The organism is uncultured Actinomyces sp., from assembly GCA_900541895.1.
Classification (GTDB): Bacteria; Actinomycetota; Actinomycetes; order Actinomycetales; family Actinomycetaceae; genus Pauljensenia.
In genome coordinates, this window is sequence record UWSI01000019.1 from 19,008 (window position 1) to 35,612 (window position 16,605).

Below are 16,605 nucleotides of genomic sequence, written 5' to 3' on the forward strand. Positions count from 1 at the left end.
CGTAAATTTCAGCGAACTTCACTTGATGAAGCCAAGCTGCTTCACGGTGTTGTATTCATCCTGCAGTGCAGCAATGTTGTGCTCGATGCCAGCGCGAGTTGCCTCAGAAACCTCCAGGCCCTCGACAACCTGCCACTCGCCACCATCAGAGGTGACGGGCAAGCCGAAGCACAGGCCGGCGGGAACACCATAGTGCTCTCCATCAGTCATGATGGCGGCGGGGGGGAACCACCACGCGGGGGTTCCCAGAACCCAGTCGTGCATGTGGTCAATTGCAGCGTTTGCTGCGGAGGCGGCCGAAGATGCACCACGAGCCTCGATGATCGCCGCACCACGCTTGGCAACGGTCGGACGGAAGTAATCCGAGAGCCAGGCCTCGTCAACAAGGCCGGAAGCAGCCTGTCCGCCAACGGTCGCGTAGGAGACATCGGGGTACTGGTCGGCGGAGTGGTTACCCCAAACAACCAGGTTCTTCACGTCAGCCACAGCAGCACCGGTCTTGTGTGCCAGCTGCGAGATTGCACGGTTGTGGTCCAGACGCATCATGGCGGTGAAGCGCGATGCGGGAACGTCGCCTGCTGCGTGAGCGGCGATGGTGGCGTTGGTATTGGCCGGGTTGCCAACGACCAGGACGCGCACGTCTTCAGCGGCGCCGTCGTTAATGGCCTTGCCCTGAGGGCCAAAGATACCGGCGTTGGCCTCGAGGAGGTCAGCGCGCTCCATGCCTGCACGGCGAGGCATCGCACCAACCAGGAAGGCAGCGTTGGTGCCCTGGAATGCAGCCTTGGGGTCATCATAGATATCCACGCCTGCGAGCAGGGGGAATGCACAGTCATCAAGCTCCATTGCGGTACCCTCAGCGGCTTTCACGCCCTGGGGGATCTCCAGCAGGTTGAGCTTAACGGGAGTATCCGGACCGAACACGGCTCCCGAAGCGATGCGGAAAAGAAGGGCGTAACCGATGTGTCCGGCTGCACCGGTGACGGTGACAATACGAGGTTCTGCCATTGTGGGCACTCCTTCAGTTATTTCGTGCGGCTATCCATCGCCGCAACGACCTGATGATCGTTACTCCTCAAGCCTATTGCCTCGAAGGACTAATTCGCGGTGTCAGCAGTCCCAAGTACGACAGGAATCCAGCTTTTCTACCTATGATCTCCATCACAGAGAATCTTTTAGTGATCCATAAACACCCAAGTCCCACTCAGCTGCAGGTCGGCGGACCTACTATGTCTAAGTGAGCGATCCTCAGAATTCAGCCCCAGACACCTTCGCTTCGCGCATCGGCCGCATATGCACCGTGCATAGAAGTGCACTTGCTATTGCCGCAGCAATCGTTGGCACATTTGCCGGATCCGCAGCAGTCCTCTTCAATCTCATGATTGGCGCGTGGACCTGGGTCACTACCGGGTACTGGGACTACACGCAGCACATCGGCCAGGCACACGGACGACTCAATATTCCGGCCTGGATATTCCTCCTCATTGCTCCCGTAATCTCGGCTTTCATTTACGGCCCGCTCATCTCACATTTTGCCCCTTCTGCAAAGGGGCACGGGATTCCCGAGGTTATGCTGGCCGTCCAGAAAAAAGGGGGATATATCCCCGCAAAAGTCGCAGTTGTCAAACTACTCGCTTCTGCCCTCACCATCGGAGGAGGCGGTTCTGCAGGGCGAGAGGGCCCAATCGTCCAGATTGGCGCCTCTTTAGGTTCCTCGTTTGCTTCACTCCTGCATCTTCCCAAGGAACGAGTGATCCTTTTAGCGGCCTGCGGTAGCGGGGCGGGAATCGCAGCGACTTTCCATGCTCCCCTAGCCGGCGCTTTCTTTGCTTTGGAGGTAATCCTCACCCAATTCACTGCCGAGGCCTTTGGCTACGTTGTCGTTTCCTCTGTCCTTGCCTCATTGGTCACGCGGGCCGCCGTTGGCGATCATCCCCTCATTGATTTAGGCGAGACTTTCCCCTTGCAGTCACTTCCCGATATCACGTGGGTCGCCATCCTCGGTGTCATCGCGGGACTTGTCGGACTTGCTTTCTCAAAGTTCCTTTATCTCAGTGAGGACTGGATTGATGCTTTCTGGTCACATATTCCCCTCCCCAACTGGTGCCGCGCAGGGGTCTTGAGCATTGCTTTGGGAGCAGCACTCATCGCTTTTCCTTACATGTACGGTTCGGGCTACCCCATCGAAATTTCTGCGATTTTTGGCTCTTACTCGATACCTTTCCTCGCTCTTCTATTAGTCGGAAGAATTCTCTATACCTCATACACCATCGGTATCGGCGGATCAGGAGGAATTTTTGCCCCAACGCTCTTTATGGGAGCAATGACGGGGATGGTCTTCGGCCAACTTGTTTCCCCTTGGGCAGTTTCTCAAAGCGCGATCTTTGGCGTCATCGGAATGGGAGCAGCTTTTGCTGGAGCAGCACGCGCACCAATGACCGCGGTTCTCATCATCGTCGAGATGACCGGTCAATATTCTTTGGTTTTACCAATGATGCTCGCTGTCATCATTGCCACCTTCACTTCGCGACTTTTCACCCGTTCAACGATCTACACAGAGAAGCTTCGTCGCCGAGGTGACGTCCTCCACGAACCCGTCGACGACACCCTGCTTGGCCGCCAAAGCGCAGGTCAACTCATGACAAAGCCAAGCCAAGTATTGACAGATGACATGACGCTTCTACAGGCGCAGGAGTATTTCCAAGCAGCCTCTGCCCCGTCTCTTCCTGTCATCGCCGCAACAGACCGCTATCGTGATCAGCCCCGTTACTTGGGCATGCTCACTGCACATGAATTCAGCTCTTTCCTTTCACGCGGACTCCCCCCACACACACGAATCTCCTCTCTTGCGCTAGACACGTCTTGTTCACTCCCCATGTCAGCTCGTCCCTCCCTGATCCTTTCTCGCATGAGCGCAGACGATAATCCCTGGGCGCTCGCGGTCGTGGACGAGGATCTCACCACTCCTCATCTCCTGGGATGGATTACCCAACAGAGCCTCGTGAAGAAAATTGCTACGCAACAGAAGCGCGCAATCTCAGCAGGACATAAAACATCATGGGGATCTCGTTGGAAAGAACACCATTCTCACGCTTCTGGACACGTAGACTGAAGGCATGTCTGAAACACCCGCACACCCGGAACTTCCAGCCGAGAACACCAACGCTTTGCCCGCAGAACCAGCCTCAGGTAACGAAGACGTTATCGACGGCGAAACCCACGCCTTAGAATGGCATGCGCCCGTCCTGGTTCGTAATGACGAGCACACAACAATCCCTCATCTATTAGCCAAGCGCGTTCAGCGCGCACCCCGACGCCCGCTGATTGCACGCAAGCTCGAAATGGGATCAACATGGCAGAACATGACTGCCGCAGAGTTCTACGAAGACGTCCAGACCACCGCAGCTGGGCTCATCGGTCTGGGGCTTAACTATGGTGATGCAATCGCGATCATGTCACGAACACGCTACGAGTGGACGCTCCTAGACTTTGCCGCATGGACCGCGGGGTTACTCCCCGTTCCGATTTATGAAACGGCCTCGGGTGAGCAGATTGAGTACATCATCAAAGATGCAGACGTTCGCGCCGTAGTGACGGAAACAGTCACCCAGCGTGAACTGGTACTAGATGCATGTCACCGCCTTGGTAAAGATGACATCACAGTGCTCTCTCTTGACGCGGAAGCAATGCAGACTATCCGAGATGCGGGTATCACAGTGCCACGCGCGTCTGTTGCAGCCCGAACTCAAGCACTGACTACCGATACCCTGGCAACGATTGTTTACACATCGGGGACAACGGGACGCCCGAAGGGCACTGAAATCACCCACGGCAATTTCACTGAGCTCGCGCTCAACTCCCACGCATGGATGCCTGAAATTGCCATGGGGCAAGATTCACGTTTGCTCCTTTTCCTTCCCCTCGCCCATGTTTTCGCGCGCTTCCTCCAGGTATTCCAGCTCAGTGGCGAAGGAATCCTTGGCCACACCCCTGATATCAAGAATCTGCTCTCGGACCTAGCGACTTTCAAGCCTTCTTATCTGCTTGTTGTTCCTCGTGTCCTTGAAAAGATTTACAACTCTGCCGATGCGAAAGCTGGTCGCGGTGGAAAGCAAAAAATTTTCCGCTGGGCTGCGAACGTGGCTGTCGAATACTCGCAGGCACTTGAAACTCCCGAAGGTCCCTCACGCCGCCTAAAGATGCAGCACGCTGCCGCTACTCGCTTGGTTTATTCAAAGATTCTGCAGCTTGTCGGCGGCAACGCTCACTACATCATCTCCGGCGGTGCTCCCCTATCGCAAAGACTTGCCCATTTCTACACCGGACTTGGACTTCCCGTTTTGGAAGGCTACGGCCTGACAGAAACTGTGGGTCCTCTTTCCGTGAATACACCCCGCTTGTCAAAGATTGGCACCGTCGGACCAGCACTTCCTCCCCTTTCGGTGCGTATCTCCGAAGAAGGAGAAATCCTTATTAAGGGGCCATCGGTTTTCCGCGGCTACCACAACAATCCCGAGGCCACTGCCGAGGCCTTTACCGAGGACGGTTGGTTTAAGAGCGGTGATTTAGGTTCGCTTGACCGCGATGGCTACGTCCGAATTACGGGTCGCGCTAAAGACATTATTGTCACTGCTGGTGGGAAGAACGTCGCACCAGCATCACTGGAAGACCCCTTGCGTGGGCATCCTTTGATCTCACAGGTGATTGTTGTGGGCGATAAGCGTCCCTTCATTTCGGCACTCATCACTCTCGACCCGGAAATGCTTCAATTGTGGCTCAAAAACCACGGATTGCCTCCCATGTCAATCAGCGAGGCAGCCACGAATATCGAGGTGCTTTCAGCTCTGGAACGTGCCGTTGAGCGTGCGAATGAACATGTTTCACGTGCAGAATCGATTCGAAAGATCCACGTCCTCACAAGCGATTTCACCGAGGCGAATGGACTCCTCACCCCTTCACTCAAGGTCAAGCGAAAGGCTGTGCTTGAACGCTACGCCAACGTTATTGACGACATCTACGGAGGTCCCGTTCAAAACGGCTAAGCAAGACTAGCCGCAAAGAAAAACCCGGTACATCGCTCACCACGACGATGCACCGGGTTTTCTTTTATTGCGAGGCCAATGCAGCAGTTGGCGGTGTATGTGCCGCCCGTAGGGCCGGGTAGAGACCTGCAATTGCTCCAATGACCAATGGAGCCCCGAGGCCAGCGGCGATGACGTACCACGCGATAGTGACGGGCCATCCGTATGCGAGACACATTCCCCATGTGACCGCCGTGCCAATCACACATCCCACGCATCCGCCAAGGAAGAAGAGGAGCAGAGCCTCGGCAAGAAATTGCATGCAGATATGTCCCCGTTTGGCTCCCAGAGAACGCCTGCACGTTTCCCGGGCCCGTCCCTCCCCGTCACTCACCCCCGGCGGGGCAAGAAAACTCAGCTTTCCTTGGCGTCAGAGCGGACTATGCTCTCCTCCAGGAGAGAAACGATCTCACCATGCTTCTCCTCAGTCAGGGTAACCTTGCGGGCGAATACGATGAAGGACAGGACAATCACCGTGAGGGGTACGTAGAACGCGGCGGTCTTGAAAGTCTCAATGTTGGCGCTCGTCAACAGGTCAGGGTCGACGTCGTTGGTCATAGCAGCGGCGATGGCGACGAAACCGACAATGGAGTTGGACAGAGCACCCGCAATCTTGTCGAGCATGGGTCGCACCGAGAGGGTAACAGCCTCGTTGCGCTTGCCAGTCTTCCACTGGCCATACTCGACGGAGTCCGTGATCGTGACGATCGCGGTCATCTGAATACAGGTGGCGGGCAGGTAGAACAGGACCAAAGCGATAAAGACGATCGTGAGGTTCGTCGAGAAGAGGATGAAGAGGATGTACGCAGCGATCATAAGCACCATACCTCCGAGATAGAGGTAGCGGCGCGGTACGCGGCGGTTGATCATCGGGTACAGGGGCGTGACGGCCAAGCCGACAACAAAGGCGATAATACCGACTATTGAGTATTTATCAGGTAGGCGCAACACAAACTTGAAGAGGTAGAACATAAAGCCTGTGGTCGCAACGTTGGCAATGGAATACAAGACATAGGACAGGGACACCCACAGGAGCTGGTCATTGCGCCAAATGGCGCGGAAAGCCTGCAGGGGGTTCGATTTCTCACCCGAATTACGCAGGACACTCTCTTCCTCGCGGGCGCCGAAGGCGACAGCCAGACAGGTGACAATGCTGAGGCCAGCGATGACTGCGCCAAAACCGGTCCAGCCGGCCTGACTCTCCGAACCCGCTCCAGCTATGGCGCTAAAGAAGCCAACCACGGGGACGACAATCGCGGTGACGCCATTGTAGCCAATGGAGCCCGTGAAGGTGCCGAGGGCAGTGTAGACACTGCGCTCCTGCGAAGAGGAAGACAGAGCAGGGATCATGCCCCAGTAGGAGATGTCGCGCAGTGAGTAGAGGACGTCGAGCACCACGAAGACGACGATGAAGACGACGATGAAGACACCCTTGTTGACATTGACGAGGCCAAAGAGGCCCGTGAAGATCGCGAAGAGCAGGATGGACGATCCAACACCACCGATGACCTGCCACGGCTTGAAGCGCCCCCAGCGCGAGGTGGTGTTATCCACCAGGTTTCCCAGGAGTGGGTCGATGAAAATCTCAACGATTCGGATGATGAAGACGAGGGCCGCAATGATGGCGATCATTGCCTTAGCTTCGGAGTGCTCGTAGTTACGGAACAGAGTCTGCGCCACGTAGTAGGTGACAAAGAATGTCGAGAGGGCATTGTAGTACGCAGCCTGTCCCAGATTTCCGATCGCGTAGCAGATTCGCGATACCCAGCTCTTGTGCACACCCCGTTCGTGCGACATGGTCCCTCTCCTTCGAAGCAACTCCTGCCTTGACACACCTAAGTTAACGTATTTACCCAACCAATGCAATGGAGTTCTCAATTACAGGCCCCCGTACGGTTACCTTATTGCACACAGAAGAGAAAGGGGGTTACCCTAGCGTCAGAGCAAGTTCGCTCCACCGCAATGTCGCACGTTCAGAGGTCGCCATGTCCCACACCGCTCTCACCCACGCTCCTGACCATGCTTGGCTCCACGATTCGCAGGCATTCGCTTTCAATCGACTTCGCGCCCGCTCTACACACAGCTCCACCGCGCCCAGTCAGAGCCTAGACGGCACTTGGGAGGTGGCTCTTACCTCAGGGATGGCCGTCTCCCTCAACTCCCCCACCGACGCATTTGATCAGGGCGATGTTCATTCCATCCTCGTACCCTCCACACTTGAGACTCAGGGGCTGTGGCCGCCGGCCTACGTCAACATCCAGATGCCATGGGACGGGCACGAGGACCCTCAGGCTCCGGCCGCACCCCGCGACTGCCGCGTCGCCGTCTACCGCCGCTCCTTCGCCCTTGACGAGGCTGTAGCACAGACACTGAAGGCACACGGCAGCGTGCGAGTGCGCTTCAATGGCTTCGCAACCGCCATCTACATCTGGGTGGACGATACCTTCGTCGGCTACTGCGAGGATGGCTACACAGCCAGCGAATTCGACATCACCGAGGCGTTGGATAACCATAAGGACAAACATGACATCGTCGTCGTGTGCTACGAGCACTCCAGTGCCTCATGGCTCGAGGGCCAAGACTCCTGGCGCTTTCACGGCCTCTTCCGCTCCGTCACCCTCGTAGCACTGCCCGCAGCCCACGTGGAAAACCTTGAGACGGACGCAGACTACGATGCGGCAACCGGAGAGGGCATACTCACCGTCGCCGTTCACATCGAGGGTGCACTCGAAGCCACGATGATCACCGCAGAGCTGAGTGCCCCGGACGGGCAGGTTGTCTGGCGACACGATGGTCTCGCGAGCGCCGAGCGCCTTGACCTGGATGCGAGGCTGGCGAACGTGCGCCCATGGAGCGCGGAGTCTCCGTCCCTCTACACGCTGACGCTGACCCTCGCGGATGAACAAGGCACCGTGGAGCAAGTGAATCAGCGTGTGGGCTTCCGACGTTTCGAGATTGCCGACTCTGTTTTCTTACTCAACGGAAAGCGACTGATCTTCCGAGGCGTAAACCGCCACGAGTTCGACGCTCGCACGGGCAGAACGATGACGCTGGATACCATGATTACGGACGTTAAGCTGTGCAAGCAGCTCAATATCAACGCGATCCGTACCAGCCACTACCCCAACGACACGCGTTTTTTGGATCTGTGCGACGAGTACGGTCTTTACGTCATCGATGAAACGAACCTAGAGACGCACGGCTCGTGGTGCACGCCCGGCGATATCCCAACCCCCGCTACGACAATCCCGGGTTCGAAGATGGAGTGGGAGGGAGCCTGCGTGGATCGCTTGGAGTCGATGGTACGCCAGGACTTTAACCATCCGTCCGTGCTGATCTGGTCACTGGGCAACGAGTCCTTCGGCGGCGAGGTCTTCCGTTCTATGTACCGCCGGGCACACGAGCTCAATCCTGCGCGCCCGGTCCACTACGAGGGCGTGACCTGGGATCGCGAGTTCGACGATGTCTCGGACATTGAGTCTCGCATGTACGCGCTGCCTGACGCAATCGAGGACTATCTGCGGGATAACCCAACGAAGCCCTACCTTTCGTGCGAGTACATGCACTCGATGGGTAACTCGGTGGGTGGACTGCAGCTGTACACAGCTCTGGAGCGCTACCCCGCCTACGGCGGTGGCTTCATCTGGGACCTGGTCGATCAGGCACTCTACCACGAGGATACAGCCAGCTCGGGAGGCGAATTCCTGGCCTACGGCGGCGACTTCGAGGATCGCCCCTGCGACTGGGAGTTCTCCTGCGACGGCATTCTCTTCGCAGACCGAGCACCAAAGCCCCAGACGCAGGCTGTCAAAGCCCTCTACGCTCCGGTGACGCTGGTCCCGACCGATACGGGCGTGGAGGTCGCCGCGGTAAACCTGCCCGTTCCCTTGGCGGATCTGAGCATCCGCGCCCGCGTCCTCGCAGACGGCGAAGTCGCATGGGAGACAACATACCCGACCGTAACTGCTTATGACGAGTGCGCTGAGGTCCCAGTTAACTGGCCGCGCGAGCTACTGGCCGACACCCAGCGCGAGATCGTCCTTGAGGGGGCACTCCTCGTCTCCACCGATACCCCCTGGTGCGGTGCCGGGCACATCGTCTCCGTCGGACAGACCGTCTACTCGCGCCCCAAGCTAACGGAAAGTGCACCCACGGGCGGAGCCTCCTTTACGGTGGGGCGTTGGAACATCGGTATGCATGAGGGGCACAACGAGGCATTGCTGTCTCGAACGGCGGGCGGTATCGTCCAGTGGAAGCACGGGGAGACTGCCACGGTGCTGCACCCGCCGCGCCTAACTACCTTCCGTCCGCTTACGGACAACGACCGGGGGTGCGGTCACGGATTCGATCGTGCGTGTTGGACAACGGCGGGCGCCTATGCGCGCTGCGTGGCCACCAACGTCGAAGAAGGTCAGGGCAATGTCGTCGTAACCTACGAGTACAAGCTCGCGGGAGTGAATGAGGTGATCGTTCCGGTCCGCTACGAGCTGCGCAGCGACGGTACGATCCGCTTGACCGCAACCTACCCGGGTACGCAGGGCCTCCCGACGATGCCCTGCTTCGGCATAGAGTGGGCTCTCCCGGCGACGATCGATCACCTGCGCTTCTACGGCCTCGGCCCCGTCGAGGCCTACGCAGACCGCTTGGATGGGGCGACGCTGGGAGTGTGGGAGACCAGCGCTGCGAGGGGTATCGCACCCTACGCAGTACCCCAGGAGTGTGGCTACCACCCGGGAGTTCGCTGGTGTGAGGCGAGCGACGCCGATGGCCACGGCCTGCGCGTCGAGGCATGCGGCGACCTTGGCGTATCGCTCCTGCCCTATTCTTCAGCCCAAATCGAGCAGGCTGCCCACTGGTGGGAGCTGCCCGCACCCGACTCTCGCTCGGCGACCTACCTGCGCCTACTCAGCGCGCAGATGGGCGTGGGCGGCGATAATTCCTGGGGCTCCCCGGTCCACGACGAGTTCCAGGTCGACGCCAGTGGCAAGCAGGTGCTCGACGTGAGACTGTCCCTCATCTGAGGCAGACGGGTCAGGAATCAGGCTCCTCCTGCGCGGGTACAAAGCTCTGGCGCGCGACCAGGCGTGTCGACAGCAGAATGTGGTGCTTATGCTGAAAACGACCCACGATTGAGTCGGACAGGAGCATGAGAGCAGTCTCGGCAAGCTCGGAGCTCTCGATCGCATACGAGCTCAGTGGCGGAGCAGTGTACTCACATATCTCTAGGTTGTCGATGGACAGGACGGCCACTTGGTCGGGCACGCGGACCTTGCGAGCGAACAGGGTCTGAAGGACTCCAACCGCGAGGCTATCGGCAGCAACGAGGATCGCGTCGGGCAGCTCGTCGCCGGCGGCGTCGAGGAGTTCCTCGGCCTGCCGGCGGCCGTTCTCCACGGTGAAAGCTCCGCTTGCGTAAACGAGCCCATCGACGTCCATATGCAGCAGCCGCGTCCACTCATCGAAAGCCACGGTGCGGGGATCCTGGGCGAACACGTGCAAACCCATCATGTGTCCGTCGCCGCCGATAAAGGCGATGCGCTTGCGGCCCTGCTCGCGTAGCGCGTAGATCGCGTCAATGACAGTCTGTTGCAGGTCGGGTCGCAGGGAGTGAAAGAGCGCGGGCGCAGGGTTGATATCGATGAAGACACCGTGAGGCAGCACCTCATGCAGCGCGGCAAGATCGGCGCGCTGCATCGGCGCGGGACCCAAAGAAACGAAACCGGAGAACTCCTCGCCTGCCTCGATCAGCGCGCGTACGTCGGGAAAGAATGTCAGGCTCATCATGTTCTCTGCGGCGCGCTCTCGCAGAGCCTCACGCACGTCAGAGAAATAAGCGTCCCGCGGCCCATGCGAAGCATCGAAGTTCTCTAGCACGGCGACAGTCATGGGAATTCCGGCGCGGGAGGTGCGCAGCGCATAGCCGAGCTCGTTGGCGACCTGGATGATTCGGTGGCGTGTCGATTCCTTCGCGGCGAAGCTCAGATCGCCCGACAGGACACGAGACACGGTGGCCTTGGAGTATCCCGTTGCTTTTGCGATATCGCCTAAATTAACCATCACATCCCGTCCCGAAACGCCTCACGGTCGCTCATGACAGTCTAGCCGACGCAAGTGGCACCGAGCTGCTAAAACGCCGCACACCCTGCCCACCGCGCTCGCACGAATCCGGGCGGCCATCGTTCATTCCTGCGCAGCGGCCACAGTCGGAACTCATACACATTCTCGTATGTGATCCCCCAAAGCCGCTCACAAGCATGAATCGTCAAGACCGCGGAATATGGACAAGCTAATGTCGAAAGCTGAAAGAGTCACAAGAGAATCGTGCGCAAAATTGAGATAGCACAGCTCAGAGGCGCGAACCTTCGTCGTATTCGGCTTTGATATCCTCGTGGTGTCGGATGACCTCACGAACCATGAAGCCCAGGAACTTCTCCGCGAAATCGGGATCAAGGCCAGAGGAAGCGGCCAGGGCACGTAGGCGCTCAACCTGGCGAGCCTCGCGATCCGGGTCAGCGGGAGGCAGATCCAGACGTGCTTTGATGTAGCCAACGCGCTGCGTACAGCGGAAACGCTCGGCGAGAATGTGAACGAGAGCAGCATCGATGTTATCGATCGTTGCGCGAGCCTCCGCCAGCTCGGCGGGCACACCGCTTACCGCGCGGTCGGCTGATGCAGCCACCTGGGCCTCGTCACGATCCTGCATGCAATCCTCCTGGTGTGTATGGACTGATCAGAAGTCTAGCGGGAAGGCTCAGGCGCTGCGCTTTCCTTCCGAGGAGCATTCGGGATGCAGCTCGGCCTCACCCAAGCCCTCCACCAGGTCGCGCGTGACGACCACGCGGGCAATGTCATCACGCGAGGGAAGGTCAAACATCAAATCCGACAAAGTTGCTTCCATAACGGAAGAAAGGCCTCGCGCCCCTGTCTTACGCTTGTTCGCCAGCTCCGCAATGGCAAGCAAGGCCTCGTGAGTGAACTCCAAGGTAATTCCATCAAGTTCAAAGAGGTGCTGGTATTGCGAGACCAAGCAATTCGTCGGCTCGGTCAACACTCGAACCAGATCTTCCTCAGAAAGTTCTTTAGTCGAGGTCAGCACGGGAAGACGACCAATAAATTCCGGAATCATACCGAATTTGTGAAGGTCTTCTGCGGTGACAGATTCATAGAGGTCACCCATCTCGGCAGCAGACTTTAGCTCGGATCCAAAACCGGTCGAACGCTGTCCCAAACGAGCCTTCACGATGTCTTCAATCCCCGCGAATGCTCCCGCAGCAATGAAGAGGATTCCAGAGGTATCGATCTCCAAGAACTGCTGGTGCGGGTGCTTACGTCCGCCCTGCGGGGGAACCGAAGCAACAGTACCTTCGATGATCTTCAGAAGAGCCTGCTGCACACCTTCACCAGAAACGTCACGCGTGATGGAGGCGTTTTCACCCTTACGTCCGATCTTGTCAATCTCGTCGACGTAGATAATGCCTCGTTCGGCCTTCTTAATATCTCCGCCGGCTTCTTGAATCAGGCGAAGCAAAATATTTTCAACATCTTCACCGACGTAACCGGCCTCGGTCAGAGCTGTCGCATCAACAATTGCGAAAGGCACATCAAGCAGACGCGCCAAGCAACGAGCCAAGTGAGTCTTACCAGTACCCGTGGGACCGAGAAGCAAGATATTTGACTTCGTGCCATACATATCTTCTTCATTGCCAGCTTCACGCGAGCGGACGCGCTTGTAGTGGTTGTACACGGCCACCGAAAGCGCACGCTTCGCGCGGTCCTGGCCGATTACCCAAGAATCGAGGAATTCAAAGATTTCACGAGGCTTGGGGAGCGGGAGAGAAGAAGGCTGGCTTGTCGGCTCGGAGTCCTCGGCGATGATTTCATTGCACAGGTCGACGCACTCGTTGCAGATGTAGACACCGGATCCACCAATGAGCTTGCGGACCTGTTTCTGGCTCTTTCCACAGAACGAGCACTTCAGGGCCTCTGCTCCGTCGGCTAAACGACTCACCTGCGCCTCCTGAAAACTATCCCAAAAAGTGGGCTTTTACTGGAATCTAGCCTAATTCACACGGTCCCTTACAGCGAATTGACGCGCGGAATCCGTAGTGTAAGACCGGTCATTTAATAGGAACGGGAGAGAGCACCAAAACGCCCTCTCCCGCTTACTATAAACAGCAACTGTTTACAGTCGCACAGCTGTCAACTAATTCTGCGCTTTACGAGAAGCCAAAACTTGGTCGATCAAACCGTATTCCTCGGCCTGAGCGGCAGTCAGGATCTTATCGCGCTCAATATCGCGGCGAACTTCCTCGACTGGCTTACCCGAGTGAGCAGAGAGTGTCTCTTCGAGCCACAGACGCATGCGGTCAATTTCATCCGCAATAATCTGGATATCCGAGGCCTGTCCCTGCATTCCTTCCATCGCGGGCTGGTGGATGAGCACGCGAGCGTTGGGAAGAGCAAGGCGCTTACCGGGAGAGCCGGCGGCCAAGAGGACTGCAGCGGCAGATGCTGCTTGGCCCAAGCAGACGGTCTGGACCTGCGGCTTGATGTACTGCATCGTGTCGTAGATCGCGGTCATTGCGGTGAATGAGCCGCCGGGGGAATTGATGTACATCGTGATCAGCGAATCGGGATCTTGAGATTCAAGAACCAACAGCTGAGCCATGATGTCATCCGCACTGGCGTCATCAACCTGCACGCCCAAGAAGACAATGCGGTCTTCAAAAAGCTTCGCGTAAGGGTCCTGGCGCTTGAAGCCATAGGCAGTGCGCTCTTCAAAGTTGGGAAGAACGTATCGCGCCTGAGGCATTTGGCGGGCAACTGCGTCGAAATAGGGCTGAGTGCTCATCAGTTTTCTCCTCCACGGTTGCCAATTTCCTGCGGGCTGTCGATAACCTGGTCGACAAAGCCGTATTCCAGTGCTTCTTGAGCGGTGAACCAGTGGTCACGATCGCCATCTGCCTCAACCTGCTCGACAGACTTACCGGTACGCGAGGCGGTGATCTGAGCCAGTTCCTTCTTCATACCCAAGATCAGATCCGCATTAATGCGAATATCCGTTGCGCTACCGCCCGCGCCTCCCAAAGGCTGGTGGAGCAAAACACGAGCGTGCGGGGTGATGTAGCGCTTTCCAGGAGCGCCTGCAGTCAGCAGGAACTGCGCCATCGATGCTGCAAGGCCCATACCAACAGTGACAACATCAGGCTTCACATACTGCATGGTGTCGTAAATAGCCATACCGGCGGTCACGGAACCACCAGGAGAGTTAATGTACAAGTAGATATCGCGTTCGGGATCTTCTGCAGCCAACAAAAGGAGCTGCGCACAGATCGCGTTTGCGTTGTCGTCTCGCACTTCGCCACCGAGCCAGATGATGCGCTCTTTCAGCAGGCGCTGGTAGACCGAATCTCCCAGTCCCATGGGCGTTTCATTTCCGCCCGAGGCTTGAATAGCCATTCACGCTCTCCTTACACATTGAGGGTCCGGTTCCACTCATGAAACCTCACTGGGTCCAAACTTATCGGTTCATCGAAGACTTGGCGCTCTAAAAGCAGCCTTTTCGCTCAGGGCGCATGGAAAAGGTCAGAACCAAGGCTCATATGTAGTGTGGGCCGAAACCAAAAGGTTTCGGCCCACACCTCAGTCATGAATTCCGCGAGGCGGAAATCTCAGCGACGCTCGAGCTCGCTCACTTCTCGTCGGCGAGCTCTTCGCCGGCCTTCTCGACCTCTGCAACGGTCTCGGCTGCGGCCTCGGCAGCTGCTTCCTCGTCGCCCTTACCGAGGAACTCGGAGAGGTCGACGTCGTTGCCTGCGGTGTCCTTAACGGTAACCTCGCTGAGGACCTCGATCAGGGCCTTTGCACGACCAAGATCGGCGACAACAGCGGAGATCTGCTGGGGATCAGAGAACAGGCGGTTGATGTCCATGCCGTAGTTCTGAGACATCTGGATCGCGTAATCGAAGAGCTCCTGCTGTCCGACCTGAACCTCGTTCTTCTTGGCGAGTTCTTCAGCCAGGATCTCGGTGCGGTATTCCTTCTCGATAGCCTCGCGGGCTTCCTTCTTTGCCTTTGCGGAAGCATCTTCTGCAACGCGGTGGCTGAGCTCGTGCTCAATGACCGACTCGGGAAGAAGAATTTCGGTGCGGGACAGAAGGTTCTCAACCAAGCGATCGCGTGCCTGCAGTGCCTGCTGGGACTGCTTGGTCTGTGCGGCCTGCTTCTTGAGGTCTTCCTTCAGCTCGTCGATGGTGTCGAACTCGGAAACCATCTGAGCGAAATCATCGTCGGCCTCGGGAAGCTCGCGCTCCTTGACGGACTTGACGGTGATGGCCACCTCGGCCTCTTCACCTTCATGCTCGCCACCCTTGAGGGTCGAGGTGAAGGTCACGACATCGCCTGCGTGGGTCTTACGCAGGGCGGTGTCCTGACCATCGAGCATGGTGCCCGAGCCAATTTCGTAGGAAACGTCAGAAACGGAGTCAACCTCTTCACCATTGATGGTGGCAACCAGATCGATGGTCGCGAAGTCGCCGGTCTTAGCCTGACGCTTGATGGTCTTCAGGGATGCAAAACGTCCACGCAGTGCGTCAAGCTCTTCCTGAACGTCTTCGTCGGTAACCTCAACGGGATCAACCTCGATGACGGTGTCCTTGCCGTATTCGGGGATATCGAATGCGGGAACGACGTCAACCTGAGCGGTGAAAACCAGCTGGCCGGTCAGTTCACCGGTGGTCGAGGGGATCTCGGTGACCTCAACCTCGGGCTGGGACATGGGACGCAGTTCGTTCTCGGAAACAGCAGCGGAGTACTGACCGGGAAGAACCTCATTCACAACCTGCTCGATGACGGCTGCACGGCCGAAACGCTGGTCGATGATGCGAGCGGGAACGTGACCCTTACGGAAGCCGGGAATGGACACCTGATTGGCGATGCTCTTGTACGCCTTGTCCATCTCTGACTTCAGTTCCTCAACGGGGATTTCAACAGTCAGACGAACCTTTGTGGGCTCGAGGGTCTCAACAGTGCTCTTCACGTGGATTCTCCAGGTCTTTTCTTGGGCGCAAAATGCGCGTATTTCAACTGAACTAGCCTACAACAGCTCACGCCAAAGCTGCTAGCTGGCTGTGCGCTTTCACATTTTCCGCCGGCTCCCGTCGCCAGCGCGGTGTACTTTCACTTACCGCTCAAATGGCTTCATCTACGAGGCCACAAGGGCGTTGGCAATAAAAAGTCGGGGTGACAGGATTTGAACCTGCGACCCTCTGCTCCCAAAGCAGATGCGCTACCAAGCTGCGCTACACCCCGTGAGACGAATGTCTGCGCGTCCAATAATACGGGACTTCACCCTAAATTTCGCAATCGCAGAAATAATCAGGTAATATCGATCCGCACGCGGGTGTAGTTCAATGGTAGAACCTCAGCCTTCCAAGCTGATGGTGCGGGTTCGATTCCCGTCACCCGCTCAGAGTAAAGGAGCCCCGGATTTCCGGGGCTCCTTTTGTTATTCAACAGAGTGTTC

At 57.5% G+C, this 16,605-nt stretch carries 11 protein-coding genes, 2 tRNA genes and 1 pseudogene; 4 read left to right on the forward strand and 10 right to left on the reverse strand.

Going from position 1 to position 16,605, the window contains the following annotated elements; genetic code table 11:
• Positions 1–18: 18 nt before the first annotated feature.
• Positions 19–1,008 carry a malate dehydrogenase gene (locus tag QZR18_RS05885; protein ID WP_295910650.1) on the reverse strand — a complete coding sequence of 330 codons (990 nt, stop codon included), beginning with the start codon at positions 1,006–1,008 and terminating at the stop codon, positions 19–21.
• Between the two features lie 229 nt (positions 1,009–1,237).
• Between QZR18_RS05885 and QZR18_RS05890 the strand changes: the two genes are divergently transcribed.
• Together QZR18_RS05890 and QZR18_RS05895 are read left to right on the forward strand one after the other, a co-directional pair.
• Positions 1,238–3,112, forward strand: a complete 1,875-nt coding sequence (locus tag QZR18_RS05890) for a chloride channel protein (RefSeq protein WP_178705832.1) — start codon at positions 1,238–1,240, stop codon at positions 3,110–3,112.
• Positions 3,113–3,116: 4 nt separating this feature from the next.
• On the forward strand, positions 3,117–5,042 hold the full coding sequence (locus QZR18_RS05895; RefSeq protein ID WP_178705829.1) for a long-chain fatty acid--CoA ligase: 1,926 nt from the start codon (positions 3,117–3,119) through the stop codon (positions 5,040–5,042).
• Positions 5,043–5,106: 64 nt separating this feature from the next.
• Here QZR18_RS05895 and QZR18_RS05900 read toward each other — a convergent pair.
• Positions 5,107–5,379: pseudogene (locus QZR18_RS05900) on the reverse strand (ABC transporter permease); the annotation flags it as partial.
• 56 nt (positions 5,380–5,435) lie between these two features.
• Positions 5,436–6,878, reverse strand: coding sequence for a glycoside-pentoside-hexuronide (GPH):cation symporter (locus QZR18_RS05905; protein ID WP_178705826.1), 1,443 nt, complete (start codon positions 6,876–6,878; stop codon positions 5,436–5,438).
• A 188-nt stretch (positions 6,879–7,066) separates the two neighbouring features.
• Here QZR18_RS05905 and QZR18_RS05910 point away from each other — a divergent pair, with 188 nt between their 5' ends.
• Positions 7,067–10,102 carry a glycoside hydrolase family 2 TIM barrel-domain containing protein gene (locus QZR18_RS05910; protein WP_178705823.1) on the forward strand — a complete coding sequence of 1,012 codons (3,036 nt, stop codon included), beginning with the start codon at positions 7,067–7,069 and terminating at the stop codon, positions 10,100–10,102.
• Positions 10,103–10,112: 10 nt separating this feature from the next.
• Here the strand turns inward: QZR18_RS05910 and QZR18_RS05915 are convergent, their stop codons facing one another.
• The 7 genes from QZR18_RS05915 to QZR18_RS05945 all read right to left on the reverse strand — a co-directional run bounded on the left by QZR18_RS05915 (position 10,113) and on the right by QZR18_RS05945 (position 16,391).
• Entirely contained in the window at positions 10,113–11,138 is a 1,026-nt protein-coding gene (locus tag QZR18_RS05915) for a LacI family DNA-binding transcriptional regulator (protein ID WP_295910658.1), read from the reverse strand.
• 289 nt (positions 11,139–11,427) lie between these two features.
• Positions 11,428–11,784, reverse strand: coding sequence for a chorismate mutase (locus QZR18_RS05920; protein WP_291458944.1), 357 nt, complete (start codon positions 11,782–11,784; stop codon positions 11,428–11,430).
• Between the two features lie 48 nt (positions 11,785–11,832).
• Entirely contained in the window at positions 11,833–13,089 is a 1,257-nt protein-coding gene (gene clpX, locus QZR18_RS05925; protein ID WP_291458945.1) for an ATP-dependent Clp protease ATP-binding subunit ClpX, read from the reverse strand.
• A 195-nt stretch (positions 13,090–13,284) separates the two neighbouring features.
• Positions 13,285–13,932 (reverse strand): ATP-dependent Clp protease proteolytic subunit, encoded by a 648-nt coding sequence (locus tag QZR18_RS05930; RefSeq protein WP_009409081.1) that lies wholly within the window; start codon positions 13,930–13,932, stop codon positions 13,285–13,287.
• On the reverse strand, positions 13,932–14,540 hold the full coding sequence (locus QZR18_RS05935; protein ID WP_156335274.1) for an ATP-dependent Clp protease proteolytic subunit: 609 nt from the start codon (positions 14,538–14,540) through the stop codon (positions 13,932–13,934). Before QZR18_RS05935 ends, QZR18_RS05930 begins: the two co-directional genes overlap by 1 nt.
• A gap of 232 nt (positions 14,541–14,772) precedes the next feature.
• Complete coding sequence (gene tig, locus QZR18_RS05940; RefSeq protein WP_295910656.1) at positions 14,773–16,119, reverse strand: trigger factor; 1,347 nt, start codon at positions 16,117–16,119, stop codon at positions 14,773–14,775.
• A 198-nt stretch (positions 16,120–16,317) separates the two neighbouring features.
• Positions 16,318–16,391, reverse strand: a tRNA-Pro gene (locus QZR18_RS05945).
• A gap of 87 nt (positions 16,392–16,478) precedes the next feature.
• Here QZR18_RS05945 and QZR18_RS05950 point away from each other — a divergent pair.
• Positions 16,479–16,549 (forward strand) — tRNA-Gly (locus QZR18_RS05950).
• Positions 16,550–16,605: the final 56 nt, after the last annotated feature.